Origin of the sequence: Shewanella sp. SM95, assembly GCF_025653595.1 — a bacterium.
GTDB lineage: Bacteria > Pseudomonadota > Gammaproteobacteria > Enterobacterales > Shewanellaceae > Shewanella > Shewanella oncorhynchi.
The window spans coordinates 1-25,911 of record NZ_JAKKSE010000005.1 but is presented as its reverse complement, the minus strand read 5'-3'; the positions used below and the strand labels follow the sequence as shown (position 1 = coordinate 25,911).

The window sequence follows — 25,911 nt, the reverse complement described above, 5'->3', positions numbered from 1 at the left end:
CCTATATGTTGTCGATCGACTGGCCTTTAAATGCCACTCGAATAGAATTATCCATACGTCTGGCAGCAAAATCTTGGGTTTGCTCATCCAGTTTTTCAATCGCGAGTTTAATCGCATCGGCATCATCGCCCGTAGCCACTTGGGCCACATTGGCCATAGTAGCATCAATCTGCCCACGCTCATCGGCATTCAGCAAATCGCCATCCTTCGCTAACGCTGCATGTAAAGACTCGAGTACCCTCGCCGCCTCCACTTGCTGCTCAGCCAGCATACGACGACCGATATCGTCTTTAGCATACTTCATCGAATCTTTCAGCATAGTGGCAATTTCAGTATCCGATAAACCAAAAGACGGCTTAACTTGAATACTAGACTGCACGCCGGTGGATTTCTCCATCGCCGTCACGCTAAGTAAACCATCAGCATCTACTTGGAATGTCACCCGAATGTGCGCAGCGCCTGCAGCTAACGGCGGAATACCCTTTAAGGTAAAACGCGCCAGTGAGCGGCAATCGGCAACGAGCTCACGCTCGCCCTGCACCACATGGAATGCCATGGCCGTTTGACCATCTTTAAAGGTGGTAAATTCCTGCGCCCGTGCAACCGGAATCGTGGTATTACGCGATACCACTTTTTCCACTAAGCCGCCCATGGTCTCTATGCCTAATGACAAAGGGATCACATCGAGCAATAACAAATCCGATTCGGGTTTGTTACCCACTAAAATGTCGGCTTGAATGGCCGCACCAATGGCGACAACACGATCAGGATCGATAGACGTCAGGGGTGGTTTACCGAAGAAAGCTTCGACCTGTTCACGCACTAATGGCACGCGCGTTGAACCGCCAACCATCACAGTTTCAAGCACTTCATCCGTCGTCACGCCCGCATCACGCAGGGTACGGCGACAGCTGGCAATCGTCTTTTTCACCAATGCCGTAATCATGGCATCAAATTCAGCTTTAGTAACGATTTGCGTCAGTTCAGTACCATCGGCAAGGATCACTTTTGCTTCAGTTTCTGCAGCATCCGTTAAGGCTTCTTTGACTCGACGCGATTCAATCAACAGTTGACGGCTTAATTGTGAGTCGATGTCGCTAAGCTGCCACACTTGTTGCATATGTGCTTGCAGTAAATGATCGAAATCATCGCCACCAAGCGCTGAGTCACCACCGGTGGCTAACACTTCGAATACACCGCGATTCAAGCGCAAAATAGAAATATCAAAAGTGCCGCCACCTAAATCATAGATGGCAATCACGCCCTCTTGCTTAGAATCTAAGCCATAGGCAATCGCAGCAGCCGTCGGTTCATTCAACAAACGTAGCACTTTAACACCCAGCAAAGCTGCGGCATCTTTTGTGCCTTGGCGCTGAGCATCGTCGAAATACGCAGGCACAGTGATCACCACACCTTGCAGTTCGCCGCCTAAGGTTTTTTCAGCGCGGGCGATCAGCGGGCGTAAAATCTCCGCAGACACTTGCACGGGATTCACTTGGCCTTGGGGAGTCACAAATAAAGGTAAACCGTTTTCGCTTTCGGCAAACTCGTAGGGCAATAATTGCTCGCCAGCTTGAATATCCGCTAGGCTGCGGCCCATAAAACGCTTTACCGAAACGATCGTGTTTTGCGGATCCTGCGCCGAACTCAACGCCGCAAGTGCGCCGACTTCGACTGAATCTTGGGTATAACGCACGATAGAAGGTAATGAATGCTGTCCAAGTTCGTCCGGCAGGGTTGCCGTCTCTCCACTTCGAACGGCCGCCACCAAAGAATTGGTCGTACCTAAATCGATGCCAACGGCAAGTCTATGTTGGTGCGGCGCGGCACTTTGACCGGGCTCAGCTATCTGCAAAAGGGCCATATATATCCAACTTAGTAATGCCAACTCAAGCGTACTTGAGTCAGCAAAGTAACATAAACACGGAAAATCAATCTAACAGAGCGTCTTCGACTCTGGTCAACTCGTCGTGTAATTTTGCCATAAATTTGAGTTTGCGAACTTGATCTGCCGCTAACAATGCATCTTCAGCCTGCTCACTGGTTAACAGTTGAGTCAATTGCTGAGTGAGTTGCGCGCGGTACTGCGCAAACGATTGATATAGCTCGTCAATACTCGCTTGAGGATCGGCACTATCGCGTATATCTTCTAACGCCTCGCGCCATTCCATTTGCTGCATCAAGAAGCCAGTATCTTTCACTGTCGTGGTTTCATGGCTTAATTCAATACCACGCAGCGATAACATATGCTCGGCGCGGCGAATGGGATCTTTTAAGGTTTGAAAACCATCATTGACTTGCGCCGTGCGCTGCACCGACAGCAATTTTTGCTGATCAGTATCATTGGCAAATTTATCGGGATGAACCGCCCGTTGCAGTTCGCGATAGCGTTCTGCAAGTAAGGCGGTATCAATATCGAAGGCAGGGGAAAATTTAAACAGCTCGAAATAATTCATGCGTCAACTTTAGCGGTTAAACAGTGAAACTCTCACCACAACCACACTCACCTTTTGCGTTAGGATTATTAAATTGGAAGCCTTCATTCAGCCCTTCTTTAACAAAATCCAGCTCGATCCCTTGAAGATAGATAAGGCTCTTGGCATCTATGATGATTTTCACATCTTCGATATCAAACACTTCATCGTCATCATTTAAAGAATCAACGAACTCAAGTACATAAGCCATACCAGAACAGCCTGATGTTCTTAAGCCGAGACGCAGGCCTACACCTTTGCCTCGGTTGACTAAGAAAGATCTGACACGATCGGCTGCCGCTGGGGTCATTGTAATCGCCATCTTAACTCCAGATGTTACTTAGCTTGTTTCGATTTGTACTCGTCGATAGCAGCTTTAATGGCATCTTCAGCCAAAATTGAACAGTGGATCTTCACTGGTGGCAATGCCAATTCTTCAGCGATATCCGTGTTTTTGATCGCCGCAGCTTGTTCGATAGTCTTGCCTTTAACCCACTCAGTTACCAGTGAGCTAGACGCAATCGCGCTACCACAACCGTAGGTTTTGAACTTAGCGTCTTGAATGATGCCATCAGCACCAATTTTCAACTGAAGTTTCATCACGTCACCGCAAGCAGGCGCGCCTACCATACCGGTCACGACCGAAGGATCGTTTTTATCAAAAGAACCAACGTTACGTGGATTCTCATAATGATCTATCACTTTTTCACTGTAAGCCATGGTACTGCTCCAAAATTATCTATTGTAAAGGTCAGAATTAATGATGTGCCCACTGAACTTGGTTCAGGTCGATCCCATCTTTAAACATTTCCCACAAAGGAGACATTTCTCTTAATTTATCAATAGATTGAGTAATAACTTCGATAGCGTGATCGATTTCTTCTTCGGTTGTGAAACGGCCGATTGAGAAACGAATCGAGCTATGGGCCATTTCATCATTTAAGCCAAGCGCACGTAATACGTAGCTAGGCTCTAGGCTGGCTGAGGTACAAGCCGAACCCGATGAAACCGCTAAATCTTTCAGTGCCATCATTAACGACTCACCTTCAACATAGTTGAAGCTGACGTTGAGGCTACCGCTAACACGCTCAATCGCATCACCATTGATATAGGTTTCTTCAATGTGCTTGATGCCATTCCATAATTTGTCACGTAATGCACCGATACGAGCGTCATCAGAGGCCATTTCCGCTTTTGCGATTGCAGCAGCTTCACCTAAACCTACGATTTGATGCGTTGGTAACGTACCGCTACGCATACCACGCTCATGACCACCACCGTGCATTTGCGCTTCTAGGCGAATGCGAGGCTTACGACGAACATATAGTGCGCCGATACCTTTAGGGCCATACATTTTGTGGCCAGAAATCGAGATCAAATCCACTTTAGTGGCTTGCACATCAATAGGCACTTTGCCTGCACTTTGCGCTGCATCCATGTGGAAAATAATGCCCTTTGAACGGCATAGCTCACCGATTGCATCAATATCGTGGATAACACCGATTTCGTTGTTCACGTGCATAATGCTGACAAGGATAGTGTCGTCACGCATCGCTGCTTCTAAACGTTCCATCGGAATGATGCCGTTAGCCGCAGGCTCTAAATAAGTCACTTCGAAACCTTCACGCTCTAATTGGCGACAAGTATCGAGAACCGCTTTATGTTCAGTCTTACTGGTGATGATGTGCTTGCCTTTCTTGTGATAGAAATGAGCAACACCTTTTATCGCTAAGTTGTTCGATTCCGTCGCGCCAGAGGTAAACACAATTTCGCGGTGATCGGCGTTAATTAACTCGGCAACTTGGTTGCGAGCAATATCCACCGCTTCTTCGGCTTGCCAGCCGTAGCGGTGTGAACGTGAGGCCGGATTACCAAAGATGCCGTCCATTGTCATGCATTGGAACATCTTTTCCGCGACTCTAGGATCAACAGGCGTGGTGGCGGCATAATCTAAATAGATAGGAAGCTTCATAACACACTCCGTACTGAGCAGTCTCTGGTAGAGGCTACATACAACGTACAAAAATTATTTTTATATATAACAAAGTGCCGCTATAAACTGACTCTTTGTTCCTTTTGCATAGTGTCTTGCTTAAGTGAGATAAATTGCACATCTCGCTTCTGCATCAAGCCGGCAAGACTGATACCATCTAAAAAATCGGAAATTTGTTTGCTTAAATCGCCCCAAAGTGAATGGGTTAAGCAGCGAGTTCCACTCTGACAGTTGCCAAGTCCTTGGCAACGAGTCGCATCGACAGACTCGTCTACAGCATGGACAACCATGCCGACTGAAATATCATTGGCTTCTAGACCTAAGCGATAACCACCGCCCGGTCCACGTACACTGGCAACTAAACCGTGTTTTCTTAGCTTAGCGAAGAGTTGTTCCAGATAGGAAAGCGAAATCCCTTGTCTTTCAGAGATATCCGCTAAGGGAACTGGTCCCGATGCTGAGTGGATTGCCACATCTAGCATAGCGGTTACTGCATAACGACCTTTTGATGTAAGTTTCATAACTACCATAGCTCCCGAACAGGTATGCATTATTTCAACATACCCGAGTAATTCAGTCAAGTATTAAAACCTACTAAAACACTCAAGTATATGAGTGTGCACATAACCAATACCCTTTCATCTTGGTGGGGTATTTAACCTTTTTCTAGGCTAAGATTCAATGCTAAAGCGCCAATTAATCGACATCTAGCACGATATAAACGCAGGATAAAAGTGATCTCGGTACTATGGTGCGCTCAAACTCAGGTTTGATCACAATATGCGCCTTTACAACAGGATGAGCTAAAGTAAAACGCTAAACGAGACCCTTGTGAGGGTCAGCCCTTAAGCAAGTTAGACCGCTAAGTTAAACCATTTCGTTAAAACTTAGATACTCGGATCAAACTCATCTAATGCACTATGGCGTTTTTCCGCCGCCGCTTTTTCTGCATCATTAAACTCGCCCATATCAAGCTCTGGCAGCTTTTCAGTGCAGACATTGCCACCCAGCCCTTGAATGGCTTGACACAACTCTTGAACTTTCGAGTCCATCAAATGCATGTGATCGAGCATCTGCCCTATTGCATTGGCCACCGGATCGGGATTATCCGGTGATACCGCGTACGCATCGAAGCCATATTTTTTTGCCATCGCGCTGCGGCGTTCAGTTTTCTCTTTCGATTGCGGTGACGGTGTAGCCACCACGCGCCCAGGAATCCCCACAACCGTGGTATCTTTGGGCACATCTTTCACCACAACAGAATTAGAACCCACACGCGCACCATCGTGCATGGTAATAGGACCGAGGATTTTTGCCCCTGCGCCCACCACCACGTTATTGGCTAACGTAGGGTGACGTTTCCCCGCCTGCCAGGTGGTTCCACCAAGCGTGACACCGTGATAAAGGGTGCAATCATCACCAATCTCAGCCGTTTCACCTATCACAACGCCCATACCGTGGTCGATAAAAAATCGATGACCTATGGTTGCCCCAGGATGGATTTCTACACCCGTCAACCAACGGGAAAAAGTCGATAAACAACGTGCCGTTAAGCGCCAATCGCGCTTCCATAGCTTATGGCTTATCCGATGCAACCAAATGGCATGCATGCCCGGATAGTTAACCAAGATCTCAAACGCGCTGCGCGCCGCAGGATCACGGTGATATATAGATTCAATGTCTTCTTTTAGCCTAGCTATCACGCCCATTGTTTATCCCTTTGCAGTCATTCTATACGGTGATTATTGATGATGAGGATTTGGCTATTTATCTTTAGAACCAGTGACTTTATCAATAGAGGTCAAGATTCCCCTGAGGATATTCATCTCCTGACTCTCAATCCGCGCACGACTAAACAAGCGGCGCAGTTTCATCATCACTTGTCCGGGATGATTCTTAATGATAAATCCGGTTGATAGCAGCGTCGTCTCAAGGTGTGCAAAGAAACGTTCCTGATCGGCGGCCAAGGGATACTCGGTTAGCTCTTCTTCGGCCACTTCTTTTTGTGCGAGGTGGGCAACACGGGTTTCATAACAAATGATTTGTACGGCTTGTGCAAGATTGAGCGAGCTGTATTCAGGATTCGCAGGAATCGCCACATGATAAGTACACTGTTGCAACTCTTCATTACTTAAGCCGTGGTTCTCACGGCCAAATACTATGGCAACGGGGCCTTTAAGTGCCTCGGTCGCTAATTTAACCCCTGCTTCTCTTGGCTCTAACATTGGCCAGTCTAAGGTTCGGCTGCGTGCGCTGGTTGCAATCACGAGACTGCAATCAGCAATCGCTTCAGCGAGTGAATCCACTTTCACAAGATGTTTCAGAATATCCGATGCACCCGCGGCTAATGCAATGGAATGCCCATCGGGTTCAACACGCGGTTCTGCAAGGTACAGATTTGACAGACCCATAGTCTTCATCGCTCTGGCAGTGGAACCAATATTGCCGGGGTGCGAAGTCCCCACTAAAACCACTCGAATATTACTTAGCATGAAACAACTTAATTTAATTCATAAAACGTTGGGGACGAATATTATCACAGCCATTGCCGAATGCTTATATGAAAATCGGTATTTGATATAACTATCAAATCGAGTATAATGCCGCCCGCTATTTTAACGTTCTTTAACATCCAGGGGATTGCAATGCATCCGATGCTGACGATTGCTGTACGCGCTGCCCGCGCGGCCGGCCAAAATATTATGCGCGCCTATACCGAACTTGACCGTATTGAAGTCAGTTCAAAAGGTATCAACGATTTTGTTACCAGTGTAGACAAGGAAGCAGAAGCGACTATTACTTACCAAATTCGTAAATCTTACCCTGATCACACTATCGTGGGTGAAGAGAAAGGCGAAAACCGCGGTGAGAATAACGACTACGTTTGGATAGTTGACCCTCTGGATGGCACTAACAACTTTGTTAGAGGCATTCCCCACTTCGCGATTTCTATCGCTCTGCAACATAAAGGTAAAACTGAAGTTGCGGTTGTTTACGATCCTGTCCGTGAAGAACTCTTTACCGCCGTCCGTGGTAAAGGCGCAAAACTCAATGATTTCCGTTTGCGTGTTACCAACGTGAATGAATTAGCGCCTACCATGATTGGTACTGGCTTCCCATTCAAGGCGCGTCAACACACTGAAACTTATATGGCTATTTTCGGCGAAGTCTTCGGCCAATGTGCTGACTTACGTCGCGCAGGTTCTGCCGCATTAGATTTAGCCTATGTTGCTGCGGGTCGTTTAGACGGTTTCTTCGAAATCGGCTTAAAGCCATGGGATATCGCTGCTGGCGATCTTATCTGCCGCGAAGCGGGCGGTACAGTTACCGATTTCACTGGCAACCATAACTATTTGGTTTCGGGCAACATCGTTGCAGGCTCACCTAAAGTGACCACAGAATTAGTTAAAATCATGCGTCCATTATTGAACGAAGGTTTAAAACGTTAATCGAAATTAACGCTTAGCTTTAAATAAACGCATAAAACAGATACAAAAAAGGCCAGTGGTAATCTCTTTAAGAGCGCCCACTGGCCTTTTTGTTTATGTGGTTTTCATTCTAAAGCCTTAAGTACTCGAGTTATCAAGTCCTCAGTCGCCACAATATCGTATTTAGAAATAGTATAGTAATTAAGTAATAGTCATTGGGAAGAAAGGAGTGCCCTGAAAACATCTGCACTGATTTCAGCCCACATCGGCTAACATGACGAACAGCCACTTATCCAGTTATCTACCCGCTAACGCTTGTGCTGGTGCAATTTGGCTCGCCTTCCAAGCGGGATACAAAGTCGCGATTAAACTCATCACAAACGCCATCACAATCACCAGTACCGCATCCGAAACATGCAATTCAGACGGTAAAAAATCGACAAAGTAAACATCGGCCGAGAGCAGTTGAATACCGAGTAATTGCTCAACTGAGCTCGCAATCGCACTTAAATTCAGCGCCACACTAATGCCAATAATGCCGCCAAGACCACAGCCAAGCAGACCATTTAACGCGCCCTGCACCATGAAAATCCCCATCACAGCCAAACGACTCAGGCCCATGGTCATCAAAATCGCAATTTCGGACGCTTTATCCCGCACCGCCATGACTAAGGTGGAGACAATGTTAAAGCAGGCCACACCAATCACCAGCACTAAAACTAAATACATCACAGTGCGAACTAACTGAATATCTTGATATAAATGCCCTTGAGTACGAGTCCAGTCACTGATATACACAGACTGCTTTTGCGCATAACCGAGTTCGCGCACTTTTACTGGTGCATCAAACACTTTATCGACGCTAATACGCACACCCGTTACACCGTTATTCATGTTCAAGATCTGCGCCGCGTATTGCAATGGAATATAAGCGGTTGTCAGTTCAAGCTCGCCGCCCAGATGATAGGTGCCTGACACCACAAAACGATGGCTCTTCGCAGCACGTAAACTGCCTGCCGCGTCGGGATCGATATCCTGCACATATAAGGCCAGCGTATCACCCACCTCAAGCCCCAACTTAGTCAATAAACTCTCGCCAAGGACGATATGATTCTCATCTTGGCTCAGACTCTGCCAGCTTGCATCACTCATAAACTGTGACAAAGTTGAAACCTTCGTTTCTTCTTTCGGATCAATCCCCACCACGGCTAAGCCTTGAAAACCACCAGGCTTCTGCACTAAACCTTGCATGCGAATAAAGGGGGCAGCACCACGAATACCTTCAATTTGTAGTGCACCTTGCGCAACACTCTGCCAATTGACGATAGGTTCGTCCACCCCGACAATGTCCGCCTGCGGCACTACACCCAGTAATCTTTGCTCTAGCTCGCGCTCAAAACCATTCATTGCAGACAGAACTATGATCAATACCGCCACACCTAAAGCGATACCGGCAGTCGATGCAAAGGAAATAAAACTAATAAAACTGTTGGATTGGCGGGCGCGATAAAAACGCCAACCAATGGATAGGGCTAACGGTCCTTTCATACTTGGGTTTCCGCCGCTAATTGCAAGTAACCGTTTTTCATCATCAGTTGGCGGTCCATACGGGCAGCCAATTTATGATCATGAGTCACCACCACAAACGCCGTACCTAACTGATCGGCCAGCTCTCGGATCAACTCATAAACCGCATCGCCACTGTTAGCATCTAAATTACCCGTAGGTTCATCGGCCAGCACTAACTTAGGTTTATTAATCAACGCCCTTGCGATAGCGACACGCTGACGCTCGCCGCCCGATAGTTCAGCGGGAATGTGAGTCATGCGATGGCCTAGCCCAACCCGCTCCAATAAGACTTTGGCATCGGCGAGCGCTTGTTTACGATCTTTACCTTGAATAAATGCCGGCATAGCGACGTTTTCTAGGGCAGTGAATTCAGGCAATAAATGATGGAATTGATAGATAAAGCCGAGATCTTGATTGCGGATCTGCGCTTGGCGCGCACTAGACACTTGGTATAAATCTTCGCCTAGCAACAAAACTTTGCCCGCGGTTGGCTCATCCAAAGTTCCCATAATATGCAGCAGTGTACTCTTACCTGAGCCTGAACTGCCGACAATCGCCAACTGTTCGCCCTTAAACACCTGCAAATCGACATTAGACAACACTTGCGTGGTCACGGCGCCATCATGGTAACTCTTACTGACACTCTGCACTTGCAGTAACACGTCTTGCATTGAAGTTCTCTCTTAAACATGCTTTGGCATCAATTTATTTCATCAAATCAATGCATTAAGTTATTTTCATCTTGGCAAGCATCACTCACGGATGAATGCCCATGGGTGACGACTATTCATAAAAGCTCACGGGTTTACTCGTATCTCAGCGCAGTTGCGGGTTGCACTCTGGCCGCACGCAGCGCGGGATATAAGGTCGCCAACAAGGTGACCAATAGTGTGCCTATCACGATCACTGACAACTGCATCAACTCCAGTTTTACTGGCAAACTCTGTCCCGCACCTAAAATCGAAATGCCTAAGGTCGTCATAATGCCATTCAGATTCAAAGTGATAAGTATACCTACCGCGAGCCCAAGCACTAAACCAAGTACAGCATTGAGCGAACCCTGCACCACAAAAATGCCCATCACTGCGGGCGTGGTTACGCCTTGGGTTTTTAGCACTGCCACATCCGTGGTTTTATCGACCACCATCATCACCAGCGCCGAAACAATATTGAATGCGGCCACGGCCACAATCAGGCTCAGCATCAGTGACATCATGTTCTTTTCCATTTTTACCGCACCAAACAAGTGACCATAGGTATCACGCCAATCGCTGGTTGTTACCTTAATATCTTGTTTAGCGAGAACATCCTGCACTTTAGACGCTAAAGCGGGCGCGCTAAAGGGATCGGTTAAATAGAGTCTAAGCTGATCAATAGCCTCACTCGGTTGACGCATTAGACGCTTTGCATCTTGATAATGGATATATGCAACGCCAGCATCAACCTGAGAGCCCATTTCAAAAATGCCAGATACCAAGAACTTACGTTGACTCGGCACTGGGCCTAATGGCGAGTACACCACACCATCGCCACTCAATAATCGTACCGTATCACCAGGAGCGACTTTGAGTTGCCGTGCGAGCTCAGATCCTAAAATCACCTTGAAGTCGCCACTCGTCAACTGTTCAAATGCACCTGAGTAAGTGTGCTGCGCAACGGAGGATAACTTTTGTGCTAATTCGGGAAATACCCCATAAACCTGCACAGCGCGAATATTCGACGCCGATTGCACCATGGCCTGCGTCGATACGCTCGGTGTCACGCCTAACACACCCGGTAAGGCTTTAAGCGCACTCGCCTGCTTTGTCCAATCGACTAACGGCGCTTCGCTATAAAGGGTTAATTGTGGCACTGCACCTAAGATACGTTGCTTAAGTTGGCCTTCAAGGCCATTCATCACTGAACTGACAACGATCAGGGCTGCAACGCCTAAAAAAATGCCCGAAACGGCAAATAAGGTAATGAACGACGCGAACGCGTTCGCTTTTTTGGCCCGCCAATAACGGTAACCAATGTAGAAAGGGAATCCTGGATTCATTGAAAGAGGGTTGCGTCCTGTGTGCTGAACTTGCTAAATCATGAAGATGGGCACGATAATAGGGGTATTGGTCCTATAAATAAAGAGGCAAGCCTTGTTCACTGACACCAATCCGTATTTTAGTGTGCCTCACCACTTTACCGCCTACCTAAGCCAATGGCCGAGTTCCCAGCCATTACCCTCAGAAATGGCACTGAGATCAATGCAATCATTAGGCATTCAACTGCTCAGCGAAGTCAAAACACTCGAAGCTAACTGCTTGCTACAACTGCGCCATTTAGATAACGAGGCAAAAGTTGTCGTGGATTTTTTAAAGCTGCAATCCCGCAAAGTAGATTTAGTGCTGCAACATGTATTAGAAAAAGAAACCCAAGAGGGCGAAAAATGCTTTGGTAACCAATTTGGTGGCAGTGGCCTGAGATTACTCACCCCAACAGCCTTAGACATTGGCTCCCACTATAAAATTACTCTGTTTATTCACGACGAATTAGTTGCCATTCTCTGTTTTGGCAAAGTCATCGCCACTCAAGCACAAAAAATAGCACAAGCCGAAGGCGATATGAGTCGTAATGCCAGTACAGAGCAACATACTCAACCTGAACATCTACAATGGCAAACCGACTTTGAATTCAGTCAAATTCTTGAATCTGACGTGGAGCAATTAGTCAAAGCCAGCCTCAATGTGCAACAGAAACAACTCAAGTTACGCAAACTCGCCCGAGACGAGCGTCAATAGCCGCTGACTTTTCTCTGGCACCTACGCCATCAAGTCTCTACAATGTCTGCAACTCTTTGTGAATGAATCAGTTTATCGCACGCCAATGACTCACATATCTGCCCTAACGCCGCCAGCCGTCAAAAATGGCACTCAAATTCAGACTCTGTCCACCGTGGGCGGGGTTTGCCAAGCTGTTACACTCGCCAATTTAGCGCGTCAACATAAGGGAACGACCTTAGTCGTCACCAGTGACACGCCAAGCGCCTTAAGCTTAGAGTTAGAGCTAAGTTATTTGCTCAGTAAAACAGGCATTAAGGTCAGATTATTCCCTGACCGCGAAACCTTGCCCTACGACAGTTTTTCGCCCCATCAGGATTTAATTTCCCAGCGACTCGAAACGCTATCACAGCTGTCTCAGATTGAGCAAAATATCGTTATCGTGCCCGTCACCACCTTGATGATACGCCTGCCACCTAAGGCCTATTTAAGCGCCAACGTGTTTGTGCTCAAAAAGGGGGATAGCTACAAGTTACACGATGTACGCCAGCATTTAACCGACACTGGCTACCATTCGGTGGAGCAAGTGTATGAACATGGTGAGTTTGCCATTCGCGGATCGATTCTGGATATCTTCCCAACGGGGATGAATATGCCACTGCGCATCGAACTATTCGATGAAGAAGTGGAAACCATTCGCCATTTTGATCCAGAAACCCAACGCTCATTGCAGCCTGTTGACTCGATTCGCCTATTGCCCGCGAAGGAATTCCCAACCGACAGTTCGGCCATCGAAGGTTTTAGGCAAAGATACCGCCGCCGTTTCGAGGTCATAGTCAAAGAGCCGGAATCGGTTTATCAGCTAGTGAGCCGTAACTTGATGCCGGCGGGGATCGAAAACTACCTGCCGCTATTTTTTGATGACACCGCCACCCTATTCGATTACTTGCCCAAGGACACTCAACTCGTCACCTTAGGCGATATCGAAAAGTCAGCGCGCGCCCATCTGCAAGAAGTCGAACATCGCTATCAAGACAGACGCGTCGATCCACTGCGGCCATTACTGGCGCCTAAAGAGCTGTATTTACTCATAGAAGAGTTATTTGCAGCCTTTAAACCGCTGCCACGTTATCAAATGCAAGTGCCAACAGATGGCACTGAAACAACGAAAGCGGTTGTTATTGCCGCCAGCACCCTGCCCGACATCAGCGCCAATCATAAATTAAAGCAACCGCTGCTAGCGCTGCAAGATTATGCCGGCAGCGCCAAACGCATGTTGTTTAGCGCCGAGTCCGAGGGTCGCCGTGAAGCGCTGCTTGAATTGCTCGTTAAAATTCAGTTAAAACCTGCGCTGTTTAACCATTTTGATGAATTTATTCAAAGTGATGCCAAGTTAGGCCTTATCGTGTCGCCGCTGTCACGCGGTTGTTTGCTGCAGATCAGCGCCAAAGAAAGTATCAGTATTATTTGTGAGACTGAACTCTTCGGCCATCGTATTTCCCAGCAACGCCGGCGTGAAAAACAGCGTCAGATCAGTAATGATGCCCTGATTAAAAACTTGGCCGAACTCAAAGTTGGCCAGCCCATAGTGCATTTAGAACACGGCGTTGCACTTTATAGGGGCTTAGTCACCCTAGATACGGGTGGACTGGTCGCAGAATACTTGCAATTAGAATACGCTGGCGGTGACAAACTGTATGTGCCAGTGTCTTCATTGCATCTCATCAGCCGTTACAGTGTTGGCGCCGATGAAGACGCCCACTTAAATAAACTCGGCAACGAGACGTGGGCTAAAGCCAAGAAAAAGGCGATTGAAAAAATCCGCGACGTCGCGGCCGAGCTGCTCGATGTCTATGCCCGTCGCCAAGCGCGTCCTGGCGAAAGCTGCGCAATTGACGAAGAAGAATACGCTCAATTCGCCCGCGGCTTCCCCTTCGAAGAAACCGTCGATCAAGAAAGCGCCATTATCGCCGTGTTAGCCGATATGCAATCGCCGACCGCAATGGACAGATTAGTCTGTGGCGATGTGGGCTTTGGTAAAACCGAAGTCGCCATGCGCGCCGCCTTTGTGGCCGTCAACGCTGGCAAACAAGTGGTCGTGCTAGTTCCGACCACACTGCTTGCCCAGCAACACTATGAAAACTTTAAAGACAGATTTGCCGACTGGCCCGTGGTCACTGAAGTGATGTCACGCTTTCGTACCGCCAAAGAGCAGACTCAAGTGCTGCAGCAATTGGAAGAAGGCAAAGTCGATATCGTGATCGGTACCCACAAGTTACTGCAATCTGAGGCTAAGTTTGAAAACTTAGGTCTGTTGATTATCGACGAAGAACACAGATTCGGAGTACGTCAAAAAGAGAAAATCAAAGCGCTGCGCGCCAACGTGGATATCTTAACCCTGACCGCAACGCCTATTCCGCGCACCTTAAACATGGCCATGTCGGGTATGCGCGATTTATCAATTATCGCCACCCCGCCCGCCAAACGTTTAGCAGTGAAAACCTTTGTGCGAGAATCGGATCCCGCGACTGTGCGCGAAGCCATTTTGCGGGAAATTCTCCGTGGCGGCCAAGTGTATTACCTGCACAATAATGTTGAAAGTATTGAGAAATGTGCCCAAGGCATTATCGATTTATTGCCTGAAGCGCGAGTCGTCGTTGCCCACGGTCAAATGCGTGAGCGCGATCTAGAACGGGTAATGTCAGACTTTTACCATCAAAGATTCAACGTGTTAGTCTGTACCACTATTATTGAAACCGGTATCGACGTCCCAAGTGCCAACACCATTATTATTGAGCGCGCCGACACCTTTGGTCTGGCGCAGTTACACCAATTGCGTGGCCGCGTCGGGCGTTCGCACCATCAGGCCTACGCTTATTTGATGACGCCGCATCCCAAACGTATGACCCCAGATGCGCGCAAACGTTTAGAAGCTATTGATGCTCTTGAAGATCTCGGTGCGGGCTTTATGCTGGCGACCCAAGATTTAGAGATCCGCGGCGCAGGTGAACTTTTGGGCGATGAACAGAGTGGCCATATTTCGAAAATTGGTTTTAGCTTGTACATGGAAATGCTCGAAGCGGCAGTAAAAGCCTTAAAACAAGGCAAAGAACCGTCACTGGCGCAAATGCTCAATCAGCAATGCGAAATTGAACTGCGTATCCCCGCCCTGCTGCCTGAAGCCTATGTGAGCGACGTAAATATTCGTCTGTCGCTCTATAAACGCATCGCAGGGTGCGAAACACAGGCGGCGCTGGATGAGTTAAAAGTCGAATTGATCGACCGTTTTGGCTTATTACCTGAACCGACGCGTAACTTAATGGAAATGACCCTCTATAAACATGAGGCGACTCGCTTAGGTGCGACTAAAATAGAAGTGCACAGTAAAGGTGGCAGCATCGAATTTAGTGATGATCATGTCATAGATCCTGTGTTTATTATTGGATTACTCCAAAGCCAGCCACAAATCTATCGAATGGAAGGACCGAATAAGTTAAAGTTCAGCCTTGCAGCCGAAACCAGTAAAGACAGGCTCGCTTTAGTGAAACTCTTGCTAGAACAATTATCGCAACATCGTCTTGGAGATAAATAGTGTTACGTAAACTCGCGGTCTCTATCGCTACACTCATTGCACTATCACACAGTCAGGTCGTCCAAGCAGAAGCTTGGTTCGAGGTTGAAGTCTATGTGTTTGAACGCCAAAGCCAGTCAAGTGAACAATGGCCTGATGCGCCGAACAAGACGAAAACCGATAACGCAATAGACTTAATCTCCCCCGCTATCGCGCAAGCAATCACGCCGATACCCAGCGCATCTGCGCCTTGCACACTGGTATTTGATGCCGATGCAAATAGCCACTGCGCTGAAACCTTAAACGGTACCTCGACGTCAGAACCTATGCCTGCTGCGCCTGCGAGTGTGGAATATCGTTACCCGCCGGTGATCCCAGCAGAAATCAGCAGCGCACAGATCAATTATCCTACAGCCAATGGCAACCCAGTATTGTTAACCCGCAGCCAAAGTCAATTCGCGAGCATTATCAATAGTATTTCCCGCGAACGTGGTACGCGCAGTTTACTGCACATGGCTTGGCAACAACCTATGCGTGGTAAGAGTGGCTCAGTACCCATACGCTTATTTGCGGGTAAAGATTTCTCAGGTACTTATCACTTCGATGGCAGAAAAATCATTAAGCAAGCTCAAGCAGAGCCTATGACTAATGCCGATGGCACGCCAATACTTGCGCCTGCTGTATCACCAGTATGGGAATTAGATGGCACGCTGAATATCTATTTAAGCCATTATTTGTATATTGAAACTGCATTGCACTTGCGCAAAGAAGGCAGAAAATTAATGCCAGCCGTACCCAGTGATGCGGCCGATACCAACGCAACACTCACGGCGCCCAAAGTCATGACACCATTTTTAATGTCTGTGCCTTTGGAGCAAAATCGCCGCGTGAAGAGTGAAGAAATCCATTATTTAGATCATCCCGAAATGGGTATGGTGATCCAAATCCGCAAGATGGCGCAACCCAGTGCAATGCAAAATAATCAGAATGCCGAATCAATACAGACTGTTGGCCAATACTGAACAAACACACAACCCGCACAATTCTTAAGTTAACACGGTACGTTTAAATTAAGACTGAACGATGGAGAAATCGAGGTAGATATCATCAGCCTCGTCTTCTCCTACCGTTACTGTTAATCCCTCAGTGCAAGGCACACCTACTTCGCACCAAGCAATTAAAGCATTAACAGCAATGTCACTGCCTTGGGCGAGTACTTCAACACTGCCGTCGCGGCAATTGGTTACATATCCTGTCACACCCAAGGCTCTGGCCTTAGTCAAGGTCGCATGACGGCAACCAACACCTTGCACTTTTCCCGTCAAATTAATTAATACTCGCTTCATCTCACGCTCCTTTTTCACGGAACCTTGTTATAGAAATAAGCATAGCCGCAATTATCCAAAGGCTAAGTGTTAACCTATGGATTTGTAGAACAAAAAACAAACAATATTTAAATTTAGGCAAAAAAAACAGCTAACAAGACTGCTGCTAGCTGTGTCGGGCGACATACGCAAAGGGATATCCAATAAATGGACAAATAAAACAGCAACTCTGTATCATTTTGTTACAAAATAGCAAGGGTCGCTACTTTACACAATAAATAATTATTTTCAAGAGTTTGAAAAGTAAAACTATCCATCACGAATGAATATAATGCTTTTAGCTGAAAATCAGCTCGTACACCCATCTGCATTGTTCATGTTTAAAAACATCCCCTGTGATAGCCGAAGAAGTATAAAGGCGTGTTGACGTTTAACGCTGAGATTGTGTTTGTTCTGGCAAGTTAGTAAACGCGAAACGAGGGTTTGAGAAGTGAGCCCTCTAATGACAAGCGGTGCGTATGCCTGACGATAAAGCAAGGCAGCAAACTAGATGCAAAAAAGCAAAAAACCGACCTAATTAGTCGGTTTTTGCTTGATTGTGTGATTAGGTGATGAAGTGCTACTCGCTGATCATCTGACCATTTTGATAGCGATACTCGGATGACGGTTCACCATTAAAGTAGTACACCGACCTGCCGTGCAGTTGATTATCAAGATACTCATCACTTTGCAGCAGGCTGCCATCTTCATTAAAACTATAGCCTTTACCTTGCAATTGACCTTTATCATCATACTGGGCCTGCCCTAATAAATGGCCATTGACGGAAAAGGCCTGCCAGTGACCCACTTCGTGTCCTGCTTTATAGTTGCCATGCCAGAGCTTAACCATGCTGTAGCTGCTTTCATCTTGCAGCAGCCATTGGCCTTCGCGCTGACCGTTAACATACTGACCTTGGGCTTGAAGTTGTTTATCAAAGCCACGCAGTAAATACGCGCCATGTAACTTAGCGTTTTTATAAAACTCTCGGCGCATTATCGTGCCATCGGCTGCGATTTCTGTTTGTTCACCACTCAGCTCACCTTGTTGGTTAAACTGCTCATTGCGCGTCGTATCCGCGTTTTTTGTGACCCACTTGCCGGACTTTAACCCTAAGTGATATTGGCCGATGACAAAACCGCCGTCCTCGGCCTTGTCTTCTCGATATGCACCGTGCATTTGACCTTTGCGGTAGTTTATCCGCCTGATATAACCGTTCCAGCCAGCACCGATATACAAGCCATCGTATCGCCCCTTGAGTTGTTCATCACGTTCAATCAGCTCACCTGCTGCATCAAAACGCTGACGTAAGCTCCAGTCTTTTGTAGTATCTTGCTGATATTGATAAGTTAACTTTCCCGCAGAATCGAAGCGCTGTTCAGTGCTGGTCTGACCGTTAGCGAGGTATTGCGTGTCGGTTTGGGTCGCAACGTTACCGGCATTATCATAGGTAATATGTTGAATTTCACGACCATCCTTATCATACTTTTGCAGCTCTGCTAACCGCCCTTGTTCATCAAAACGCTGCTGGTTTCCCACCTGCTTATCATGCTCATAGTGTTTAATCTCTTGCAGCACATCGGCAGCTCGGTAAATCAACACTTCGCCGTGTATTTTCCCCTTAAGATAAAACTCTTTAGTGTATAACCAGCCTTCTTTTGTCCAATACAGTCTCTCGCCTTCTCTTTTCCCCGCCACCATATTAACGGTTTGCTCCGGCTGACCATTGTTATGAAAGCTTTCATATAGCCCTTCCATACCGTTAGCGCCGTAGGTTACGCGTGTTTGCAACTGGCCATTGTTAAAATAACTTTGCGATAATCCTAATTCAGCCCCATTCACACGATGCTGAAGCTCCCTTAATTGACCATTAGTATGGTAACTTTTCTGATCTCCATGCAACTGGCCATGCTGGTAGTGGTACTCTCCCGAGAGCGCTCCGTCTTCCCAATAATGCAGATGCGTGCCCTGATAACGCCCTTGTGCATCGCTACTGCCCTTGCGAGACAGTTGACCATCGGGGTAGAAAAACTCGAAATCACCAACGATAAAACTCTCGGCTAAATTGGGACTGTTGACGCTGCCCTTAAAAACGGGTTTATCCGTCTCCAGATAAAAGAGTTGTAGCGGCCACTCACCATTTTGCTCTGTCGGCGCTTGCTCCTGATAATAAATGGCTTCACCAGGCACATCGCTAAGCCGCCATAGTTCGTCGAGTAAAATTCGCTCAGCCGACAGATTAAACGACATAAGTAGCGCAGATAATAGTAATAAGACTCTCATATTCTGCTCCTTAAGGTAACGCAGGGAATGTATTAACCCACTGTTTATTGACCGGTTCGCCGCTTATCGTCAGCTGCTCTATCTGTGCTGCGCGCCCCGCCAGTACAAACCAGCGTTCCTCACGTAATACTTGCTGCAACGGACGCTGATAAAAATCACTGCTGTCACCTTGAATAGCAGGAGCTAGCTGTAAATTTTGCGCATTTAAAAAACGATAGCGCCGCATAAAGTCGGCCACGGTTTGACGGATATCAACATTCGGCAACTGAGTGATATCAATCAACCAGCTTTGCTCGGGTTGATACGCTAGCGCTTGCCATTTGGGCGTACCGGTACAGGCCAAAGTGCTGCTGACATTGATGTCGTAAAAATTGCGGCGGATCCCATCGGCGCTAGTCAGTTGATACAGCACAAACTTATCCAGCCCTCCACCAAAACCCGTGTTGTTAGTGTTAGTGCTTGTGTTTGTCCATTGCAGTGTGTGCCCGTTGACCTTAGGTGCATCGACAACACTGAGCGTACACACAGCTGCTTGCTCGGAAGTTAACAGCAAACTGACGCCGTATTTGGCCACGACTTGCGGCTCAAGTAAGGCTGGGTCTTCAGGTGCAGTAACTTGCGGCTGATTAACATAGGACGCATACATATCATCACTATAAAGCAGTTGTTGCTGCGCCGGCGGATAGGCGACATTTTGCGCGTAATCTTGAGTCGGAATAAAACGAATGTTCTTAGTCAGTTCACCACTGTCAACCACAGTATTCACATAGAGTGTCAGCGTCGGCGGCGCTGCGGGAAAGGTAAACAGTGTGATCGATTCATATTGTGCAGCTGAGGCCAACGCCACCATATTTTGCTCTGCCGGGGTTAACCAATCCGGCCCAGTGGGCGGCGGTGAAAGATATTTCACCATAGCGCCTTCGGCACCGTCAAAGCGTCGGTATAACCAAGATTTGTCAGTGCTGCCTCGCGATTTCAGCAAATAACTGAATGGTTTATCTGGGATTGGCGAGAGTTCCAGCTGTATATCTTCGTACTGCAAGACCACAGTTTTACTGGGATCGGGGGTCAGGTTAAGTTTGACTAATTTCGCGCCGCGATAATGGGCAGTCGCGCGAAACTCAGCAACCTGAGCTAAGAGGTCATTCGGCGCATTCCAACCGATAAGCAAATTCTGCTGCTCAGACTGATGGAAACCATCCTGTTCTGGATAACTGTAACTGCCTACCTTGCTCAATTGCAGCGGCAGTACTGTGCCATCCGCACTGTGTGCTGTGATATCGGTTAAGCTAAACCCGCCTTCGGGTTTAAAACCTGAAAAGTCATACTGATAAGTCAGCTTTAATAAATCATCTTGCTGGTAAAAGTAGCCCGCATCATAGGCAAATACAGCATCTTGGGTTAAGGTCTTATTGACATTATCCAACACAACGTCAGGTTGTTTTTGATACTCAAATACTGGGAAATCATAAAAACCTAAATACTGTGTCAGATCGCCCAACTGGCGCTCCTGCGGCAACATAATAACGTTGCTGCGCACAGTACCCTTATAGCCGTAGCGCTCAAACGGCGCTTCTGCCACTAAGGCTAACTGCGCTAACCACCCCCGCTCACGTTCTAACATCAGCTGACCGTATATTTTGGCTTGCTCGCCGCCACTTTCAACTTTGGCTAACACATGAGTATCAGTGACTTGCAAGACGGTAAGTTTTGCATTCGCGTGGCCTTGATAGGCAGGAAGCGCGACAACCGCCCCCGCTTTGGCGGGTATGGTGCTAAGAAAGGCCGATGAGCTAAAGAGCTTTTTCAGTTCCTGCTCAAGCTCTGCGCCGCGTTCAGCCAACAGCGCCTGCCATACAGGTTTGTTCAATGCACTGAATTCTTTAACGCTGCCATCGTCTAGATTTAAAGAAAATTCAAACCCCTGCGAGAAAATAGCGTGCATTTCTGGATTACGATCGGCCCGCTGGCCACTACTGACACCGCTCCCTTGGCCATCGCGCATGTTCATATAATCGACATGCACTTGAAACCGACTGTTTTTGCCTGTTTCGAGGACCTTATAACGCAGCAATTGATGTGACGTGGCGTTAACCGTTTCGGTACGACTACCATTGTCTACCGTGATGTTAGTGGTGCTATACAGCTGATAAGAGCGCTCTTCCCCTTTTTCAGGTGTAAACTCAACATCAGCATCCCCAAAAGAACAGGCCGATAATAAACAGCATGCAACTACGCTAACCAAGTACTTCATGGTTATTCCTTGTATCTCAAATAGTAAGCGCCGCATTATGCCCTTTCATGCCCAGTAAATAAAATGCTTTGGCTATTTATGCCTGTCCAGCGCAACACCAGAGTGCGCGACTAAGCATCCTTTTTAGATAGTCACAGGTACTGCAATACCAATCTTAGGCAAGTTTTTAATGACGAATTCCGGCATCAAGAACAGATGCAAACAGCTAGCTGTGCGGCATTAATTGTCATTAATGCCCAGTGACTCTTCGATTTTTATTTAATAAGAAGTATCCCTCTGGACTCGACGGTAACATCTGCAGCACACGGAAGTGTAAATACCGCGTTCACATGGTCAATGATGTTCCCGACATCATAGTGACATTTCCCATATCCCTATGGGTCAGATGTGAAAGAGCAGCCATATCGCCAACGGTCACTGTTGTAACAAGGTCAAGCTTAACTAAGTCATTAATACACAAATCAGCCCTAAACAGCTTTTGCCCCAAAGTGAGTTAACACGGGGCGTTTGACCACAAACTTGCTACCTCATTTCCCAACAAATTCTCATCTATTTTCTGCTTTCAGCAATTCACCATAAGTGGCCGAAACTGGAGCGCTAGACAGTCGTATTAAAAAATGCGTAGCTCTGAGTGTTTTTAAGTCAATTTTTGTGCGCGCCATCTCAATCATTAACATCTAAAACTATTTAAAATTAATTAGTTATATAAAGCGAAACTTAGATAATAGGTTTGTAAAACACGCATGCGCGTTTTTCCGGATGGTGTATTTGAGAGAAAGCTGATAAGTTCCTTATATTACAAGTAATTAACTATTCGCGTTTTTACTGGTCTAATGAGGTAAACGCGCATGCCCCTCATAAAATGTTAGGCATCAATTTTATCGAACACTTTTTATCCTAAGGAATAATGTCATGGGAAGAATGTCAGATTTAATGATAGAGCTTGAAAATGAAAAGGCAGATCAATGGATAAGAGACCGTCTTGAGGATAAAGATGCAGATGAAGAATGCGAAGAGTATAGAGATTTAGCTGACGAATACTTTAATCTTCAAGAGCATTTAAGGGACCAATTTGAATTCGAAGAAGATCTAAAATGGTTACAAAAAAATGATTCTTCAACTCTTTACAGACTTTTTCTCGAAGAGATAAGAGAGCTTGAAAAACTTATAGTTAATAACCCACTAAAAACAAAACCATATATTATGTATAGAATGACTTATGCACATTCGGTTAGTTTGCTTGAGGCATTTCTCGGTGAAACTGTAAAATCTCTAGTAAATAATAATGATCGTTTTTTTGTGAATTCATTTAAAATCGAAGAATTAAAAAATGCAAAATATACGCTTGAGTTTTTAGCAGTAACAGAATCAAACCCCAAAGCGCTTGCTATAAAGGAACTATCTAAAATACTCTATCACAGCATGCCAAAAGTAAAAGTAATATTTGAGACCATACTTGGAAACAAAATTGATCTGAATATCTCTGAAGTAGATAAAATAACTAAAATTCGCCATGATATAGTCCATAGAAACGGAAAAACCAAAGAGGGTAATCCAATTTATTTGGACCAACAAGCTATTTTTAATATGTTTGTAGATATTAAAAAATTTGCAAATGAGCTTCAGGAAATCGTCAACAAAAATGCCTAACAAGTTGCTGCACGTGGACTTGATACAGTTGTCGCGCTTTTTGCTAAAACAAAATGCGGCAAAAACAGCACCAACTTACTCGTCGGTGAGCAAGGTGTTACCCATAGAAGTTTTAATTCGAGACTCTCTAATTCGAGCTAAAGTCTAACTCGAAAATGTCCAAAAATTAGCTAGTGAATCAGACTTTCCTAGTCTGGTTCATAGGGTAACATCCAGTAATAGATATCAACTAATTACTCTTCAAACGGTATAAAAAACGCTACCGCAAAAAAGCAAATTCCTATAGCATCATTTATACCAATTGACACGGATGTGGCAGCGGCCAAGTCCGGCAAGCGATTTATGCCCTGAAAACAGCACAGCGCATAAATACTAAGACGTTAGCTTTTTGTAGGGATGACAATGTCAACAACAGCATCATTAAAGTGTAAGTATTGTGGAAAATATAATGAAGTCGACGCGTGTTTTTTTGATGACTTTATGACCAGCAATGAAATTAATCTTTCATTTCATTGCGGAATATGTGGTAAAAATAACATTTATAGCAATCTCACACAGTCAGAACTGGAAGAAATAATTAATCCTTCAAGTGAATTAGAAAGACAGGCGGAATTCTTAGGTATCTCTGCTGCAAAACTTAGTGCATATGTTTATCCTCCGGATGTAATGAAGGAGGCAGATTTAGATAGAAGAAAAATTCGTGGTTTGTCTATAAAAGAGTACCTAAAATCATGTCGTCAGAGCTACCCAAAAAAGGAAGGGCAGAATTGGTGGCTCATTTATCAATTAAAGACATTAGATGCTGTTGTGTTCTTTCGTAGAGATTTTAAGTCATATAGGCTTCTAGATGGGAAAGGTAAATATCTTGAATTTGGAAACATCATAGAATTAGGAGATTACGTACGTGAAAGAATCTAAAAGCACTGCGGGGGCTGGCTGTCTAGGAGCTGTTCACCGTGGTTCTAGACAGTTGCTATGATATTACCAAGTCATCAGCATTGTAATGGTCAATAATCTGTGGGTATTGACACGCACACCAAGAACCTTGCCCAATATGTGTCCCGCATCAATATGCGCCTACAAAGTTGAGGGATGGATATACAAACAAAATTATGCCGAGGATGTTTAATAACCTCCTCGGCATTTATTATTTAAGAGATAGTGGTTTAAAATCAAGAAGGGAACTATCAAACTCCACAGACAACAATTTATCTTTGAAAGCTTCTGATATTATTATATTAAATGCACCACCCCACTCATACAAACGAAAGGCGTCTAAGTTTTCAGGTATTTTGTCCTTATAGACAACGGGTTCAATAAAAAATCGCCCACGCTTTGATTCCCAAACTTTTGGAATGTAGCCCAGAGGCCAGCGTTCAATTTTAGAACATTCCCAATCAACGCAGTCAGTATAATTAAATACATGCATCAACACATACTTTAAATTGTTATGCCTATTTATAAATGGTATTAACTGGACACCACTAACATTAATATCGTCCTCAAAAAAGACATCCTCATTAAACGCCAATAACCTGGTTCCAACCGAGACCACCGGAGGTGATTTACCTTCTTTTAAGGCATTGAAATATAAAACACCTTTGAATCCAGATTGAATCGCAGATAGTTTCACATCACTTAATTCATTTCCTTCGCCATCTATAAAAAATGAACTAGGATTCATATAATTCATCCATTTTTTACTTTCCGAATTTATACCTAATTTATAGTAATTCATTACTTGTTAACCTTCGTCAATATGTTAGTGCCAGCAGTAGTATCATTAAACTAGGATCCTATCTCTAAGCGCGGCGCCGCCTTCATTAAAGAAGGGAGATATTTATTAGACTCCTTTGTACAGCCGAATGTGTTTCCCAGCGCTGTTATCAATGTCGCTTTATCCATAACTGGCAACACGATCCCTGAATCACTCGAGTTTATAAAAAATAAGGTGATAACACTAGATTCTGAAGAGCACAATTTTTCAGTGTTATTAGAAATGTCCCCCGCATTTTTCTGGCATTTCTTATGGATATTTCTGGCCATTTCATGGCCAGTTAGCATCGTCTTACTTACGGGTTCTATCCTATTTGTACTCGATTCAAGAGTTACTCGCCATTCCCTCACCGATGACATTGTAGTGGAATAGAGAAAGAAGAGTTTTTCTTAGCTTATCAGCCAGTGATGTGCCGAGAAAGGTAAAGCTAAGGGAGTCGAGGCATTAGTACGTTGGCAGCACCCGCAAATGGGCTAGTGCGGCCTGATTTGTTGATTCCCATTGCCGAAGAGGACAAATTAATTGTTCCATTAACTAGGGTCTGTTGATCTTTGCTGTACAAATGTTGTTCAGCAATACATCGGCAGCCACATTAACATAAACGCCAGTGACACCATACTGGCGTAATTTCTTGCTAGCTTGTCATATCTTGTTGATATTGCTCGATAGTGCTTAATTCTTCCAAAAGCATTCTCCACTAAATGTCGATACCGATATAAGCACCAATCGACTCTTTCTTGAGGTGTATTCTTATAGCGGCGCCTTGGAATAACAGGCGCCTTGGAATAACAGATTTC

22 protein-coding genes and 1 pseudogene are annotated in these 25,911 nt (G+C 45.7%); 7 read left to right on the top strand and 16 right to left on the bottom strand.

The window, feature by feature from the left end; translation table 11 throughout:
* Position 1: 1 nt before the first annotated feature.
* The 8 genes from hscA to trmJ form a co-directional block, all read right to left on the bottom strand.
* Positions 2-1,864 (bottom strand): Fe-S protein assembly chaperone HscA, encoded by a 1,863-nt coding sequence (gene hscA / locus L5M29_RS08200; RefSeq protein ID WP_263167251.1) that lies wholly within the window; start codon positions 1,862-1,864, stop codon positions 2-4.
* A gap of 67 nt (positions 1,865-1,931) precedes the next feature.
* Positions 1,932-2,456: a co-chaperone HscB gene (gene hscB / locus L5M29_RS08195; protein WP_113940596.1), complete on the bottom strand. Its 525-nt coding sequence runs from the start codon at positions 2,454-2,456 to the stop codon at positions 1,932-1,934.
* Between the two features lie 16 nt (positions 2,457-2,472).
* Positions 2,473-2,796 (bottom strand): iron-sulfur cluster assembly protein IscA, encoded by a 324-nt coding sequence (gene iscA / locus L5M29_RS08190; protein ID WP_006081855.1) that lies wholly within the window; start codon positions 2,794-2,796, stop codon positions 2,473-2,475.
* A gap of 14 nt (positions 2,797-2,810) precedes the next feature.
* On the bottom strand, positions 2,811-3,194 hold the full coding sequence (gene iscU, locus L5M29_RS08185; RefSeq protein ID WP_006081856.1) for a Fe-S cluster assembly scaffold IscU: 384 nt from the start codon (positions 3,192-3,194) through the stop codon (positions 2,811-2,813).
* A gap of 37 nt (positions 3,195-3,231) precedes the next feature.
* Positions 3,232-4,446 (bottom strand): IscS subfamily cysteine desulfurase, encoded by a 1,215-nt coding sequence (locus L5M29_RS08180; RefSeq protein ID WP_113940595.1) that lies wholly within the window; start codon positions 4,444-4,446, stop codon positions 3,232-3,234.
* Between the two features lie 80 nt (positions 4,447-4,526).
* Positions 4,527-4,988, bottom strand: coding sequence for a Fe-S cluster assembly transcriptional regulator IscR (gene iscR / locus L5M29_RS08175; protein WP_006081858.1), 462 nt, complete (start codon positions 4,986-4,988; stop codon positions 4,527-4,529).
* Between the two features lie 366 nt (positions 4,989-5,354).
* Positions 5,355-6,176 (bottom strand): serine O-acetyltransferase, encoded by an 822-nt coding sequence (gene cysE / locus L5M29_RS08170; protein ID WP_028759817.1) that lies wholly within the window; start codon positions 6,174-6,176, stop codon positions 5,355-5,357.
* A 54-nt stretch (positions 6,177-6,230) separates the two neighbouring features.
* Positions 6,231-6,959 carry a tRNA (cytosine(32)/uridine(32)-2'-O)-methyltransferase TrmJ gene (gene trmJ / locus L5M29_RS08165; RefSeq protein WP_263167246.1) on the bottom strand — a complete coding sequence of 243 codons (729 nt, stop codon included), beginning with the start codon at positions 6,957-6,959 and terminating at the stop codon, positions 6,231-6,233.
* 153 nt (positions 6,960-7,112) lie between these two features.
* Between trmJ and suhB the strand changes: the two genes are divergently transcribed.
* Positions 7,113-7,916: an inositol-1-monophosphatase gene (gene suhB, locus L5M29_RS08160; RefSeq protein WP_263167244.1), complete on the top strand. Its 804-nt coding sequence runs from the start codon at positions 7,113-7,115 to the stop codon at positions 7,914-7,916.
* 276 nt (positions 7,917-8,192) lie between these two features.
* On the opposite strand, the gene lolE is transcribed toward suhB, so the two are convergent.
* The 3 genes from lolE to L5M29_RS08145 all read right to left on the bottom strand — a co-directional run bounded on the left by lolE (position 8,193) and on the right by L5M29_RS08145 (position 11,502).
* Complete coding sequence (gene lolE / locus L5M29_RS08155) at positions 8,193-9,443, bottom strand: lipoprotein-releasing ABC transporter permease subunit LolE (protein WP_105252620.1); 1,251 nt, start codon at positions 9,441-9,443, stop codon at positions 8,193-8,195.
* Positions 9,440-10,135, bottom strand: a complete 696-nt coding sequence (lolD, locus tag L5M29_RS08150; RefSeq protein WP_028759813.1) for a lipoprotein-releasing ABC transporter ATP-binding protein LolD — start codon at positions 10,133-10,135, stop codon at positions 9,440-9,442. Before lolD ends, lolE begins: the two co-directional genes overlap by 4 nt.
* Positions 10,136-10,269: 134 nt before the next feature.
* Positions 10,270-11,502, bottom strand: a complete 1,233-nt coding sequence (locus L5M29_RS08145; protein WP_263167240.1) for a lipoprotein-releasing ABC transporter permease subunit — start codon at positions 11,500-11,502, stop codon at positions 10,270-10,272.
* Positions 11,503-11,596: 94 nt separating this feature from the next.
* Between L5M29_RS08145 and L5M29_RS08140 the strand changes: the two genes are divergently transcribed.
* The 3 genes from L5M29_RS08140 (at position 11,597) to L5M29_RS08130 (ending at position 16,810) form a co-directional block, all read left to right on the top strand.
* Complete coding sequence (locus tag L5M29_RS08140) at positions 11,597-12,238, top strand: hypothetical protein (RefSeq protein ID WP_263167238.1); 642 nt, start codon at positions 11,597-11,599, stop codon at positions 12,236-12,238.
* 85 nt (positions 12,239-12,323) lie between these two features.
* Positions 12,324-15,809, top strand: a complete 3,486-nt coding sequence (mfd, locus tag L5M29_RS08135) for a transcription-repair coupling factor (RefSeq protein ID WP_263167236.1) — start codon at positions 12,324-12,326, stop codon at positions 15,807-15,809.
* The gene (locus L5M29_RS08130) at positions 15,809-16,810 is read left to right on the top strand and encodes a peptidoglycan binding protein CsiV (protein WP_263167234.1); all 1,002 of its coding nucleotides are present in this window, start codon (positions 15,809-15,811) and stop codon (positions 16,808-16,810) included. Before mfd ends, L5M29_RS08130 begins: the two co-directional genes overlap by 1 nt.
* 48 nt (positions 16,811-16,858) lie before the next feature.
* Here the strand turns inward: L5M29_RS08130 and L5M29_RS08125 are convergent, their stop codons facing one another.
* From L5M29_RS08125 to L5M29_RS08115, 3 genes are all read right to left on the bottom strand, one after another.
* Positions 16,859-17,134, bottom strand: a complete 276-nt coding sequence (locus L5M29_RS08125; RefSeq protein WP_028759808.1) for an acylphosphatase — start codon at positions 17,132-17,134, stop codon at positions 16,859-16,861.
* Between the two features lie 598 nt (positions 17,135-17,732).
* Positions 17,733-19,433 carry a toxin-antitoxin system YwqK family antitoxin gene (locus L5M29_RS08120; protein ID WP_263167231.1) on the bottom strand — a complete coding sequence of 567 codons (1,701 nt, stop codon included), beginning with the start codon at positions 19,431-19,433 and terminating at the stop codon, positions 17,733-17,735.
* 10 nt (positions 19,434-19,443) lie between these two features.
* Positions 19,444-21,687, bottom strand: coding sequence for a hypothetical protein (locus L5M29_RS08115; RefSeq protein ID WP_263167227.1), 2,244 nt, complete (start codon positions 21,685-21,687; stop codon positions 19,444-19,446).
* A gap of 912 nt (positions 21,688-22,599) precedes the next feature.
* Between L5M29_RS08115 and L5M29_RS08110 the strand changes: the two genes are divergently transcribed.
* Both L5M29_RS08110 and L5M29_RS08105 read left to right on the top strand, forming a co-directional pair.
* Positions 22,600-23,337, top strand: a complete 738-nt coding sequence (locus L5M29_RS08110) for a hypothetical protein (RefSeq protein ID WP_263167225.1) — start codon at positions 22,600-22,602, stop codon at positions 23,335-23,337.
* A gap of 402 nt (positions 23,338-23,739) precedes the next feature.
* Positions 23,740-24,255, top strand: coding sequence for a hypothetical protein (locus L5M29_RS08105; RefSeq protein WP_212601509.1), 516 nt, complete (start codon positions 23,740-23,742; stop codon positions 24,253-24,255).
* A 229-nt stretch (positions 24,256-24,484) separates the two neighbouring features.
* On the opposite strand, the gene L5M29_RS08100 is transcribed toward L5M29_RS08105, so the two are convergent.
* The gene (locus tag L5M29_RS08100; protein ID WP_263167222.1) at positions 24,485-25,075 is read right to left on the bottom strand and encodes a hypothetical protein; all 591 of its coding nucleotides are present in this window, start codon (positions 25,073-25,075) and stop codon (positions 24,485-24,487) included.
* A 27-nt stretch (positions 25,076-25,102) separates the two neighbouring features.
* Between L5M29_RS08100 and L5M29_RS23795 the strand changes: the two are divergent.
* Positions 25,103-25,650, top strand: a pseudogene (locus L5M29_RS23795) (EAL domain-containing protein); the annotation flags it as partial.
* 33 nt (positions 25,651-25,683) lie between these two features.
* Here the strand turns inward: L5M29_RS23795 and L5M29_RS08095 are convergent.
* Positions 25,684-25,911 (bottom strand): transposase (locus L5M29_RS08095; protein ID WP_263167220.1); only part of this gene is annotated, 228 nt, incomplete at its 5' end.

Bases quoted from the DNA above. Each gene is read 5' to 3' on its own strand.
- hscA (WP_263167251.1), bottom strand. From the start codon at position 1,864: ATGGCCCTTTTGCAGATAGCTGAGCCCGGTCAAAGTGCCGCGCCGCAC.
- hscB (WP_113940596.1), bottom strand. From the start codon at position 2,456: ATGAATTATTTCGAGCTGTTTAAATTTTCCCCTGCCTTCGATATTGAT.
- iscA (WP_006081855.1), bottom strand. From the start codon at position 2,796: ATGGCGATTACAATGACCCCAGCGGCAGCCGATCGTGTCAGATCTTTC.
- iscU (WP_006081856.1), bottom strand. From the start codon at position 3,194: ATGGCTTACAGTGAAAAAGTGATAGATCATTATGAGAATCCACGTAAC.
- L5M29_RS08180 (WP_113940595.1), bottom strand. From the start codon at position 4,446: ATGAAGCTTCCTATCTATTTAGATTATGCCGCCACCACGCCTGTTGAT.
- iscR (WP_006081858.1), bottom strand. From the start codon at position 4,988: ATGAAACTTACATCAAAAGGTCGTTATGCAGTAACCGCTATGCTAGAT.
- cysE (WP_028759817.1), bottom strand. From the start codon at position 6,176: ATGGGCGTGATAGCTAGGCTAAAAGAAGACATTGAATCTATATATCAC.
- trmJ (WP_263167246.1), bottom strand. From the start codon at position 6,959: ATGCTAAGTAATATTCGAGTGGTTTTAGTGGGGACTTCGCACCCCGGC.
- suhB (WP_263167244.1), top strand. From the start codon at position 7,113: ATGCATCCGATGCTGACGATTGCTGTACGCGCTGCCCGCGCGGCCGGC.
- lolE (WP_105252620.1), bottom strand. From the start codon at position 9,443: ATGAAAGGACCGTTAGCCCTATCCATTGGTTGGCGTTTTTATCGCGCC.
- lolD (WP_028759813.1), bottom strand. From the start codon at position 10,135: ATGCAAGACGTGTTACTGCAAGTGCAGAGTGTCAGTAAGAGTTACCAT.
- L5M29_RS08145 (WP_263167240.1), bottom strand. From the start codon at position 11,502: ATGAATCCAGGATTCCCTTTCTACATTGGTTACCGTTATTGGCGGGCC.
- mfd (WP_263167236.1), top strand. From the start codon at position 12,324: ATGACTCACATATCTGCCCTAACGCCGCCAGCCGTCAAAAATGGCACT.
- L5M29_RS08125 (WP_028759808.1), bottom strand. From the start codon at position 17,134: ATGAAGCGAGTATTAATTAATTTGACGGGAAAAGTGCAAGGTGTTGGT.
- L5M29_RS08120 (WP_263167231.1), bottom strand. From the start codon at position 19,433: ATGAGAGTCTTATTACTATTATCTGCGCTACTTATGTCGTTTAATCTG.
- L5M29_RS08115 (WP_263167227.1), bottom strand. From the start codon at position 21,687: ATGAAGTACTTGGTTAGCGTAGTTGCATGCTGTTTATTATCGGCCTGT.
- L5M29_RS08110 (WP_263167225.1), top strand. From the start codon at position 22,600: ATGGGAAGAATGTCAGATTTAATGATAGAGCTTGAAAATGAAAAGGCA.
- L5M29_RS08105 (WP_212601509.1), top strand. From the start codon at position 23,740: ATGTCAACAACAGCATCATTAAAGTGTAAGTATTGTGGAAAATATAAT.
- L5M29_RS08100 (WP_263167222.1), bottom strand. From the start codon at position 25,075: ATGAATTACTATAAATTAGGTATAAATTCGGAAAGTAAAAAATGGATG.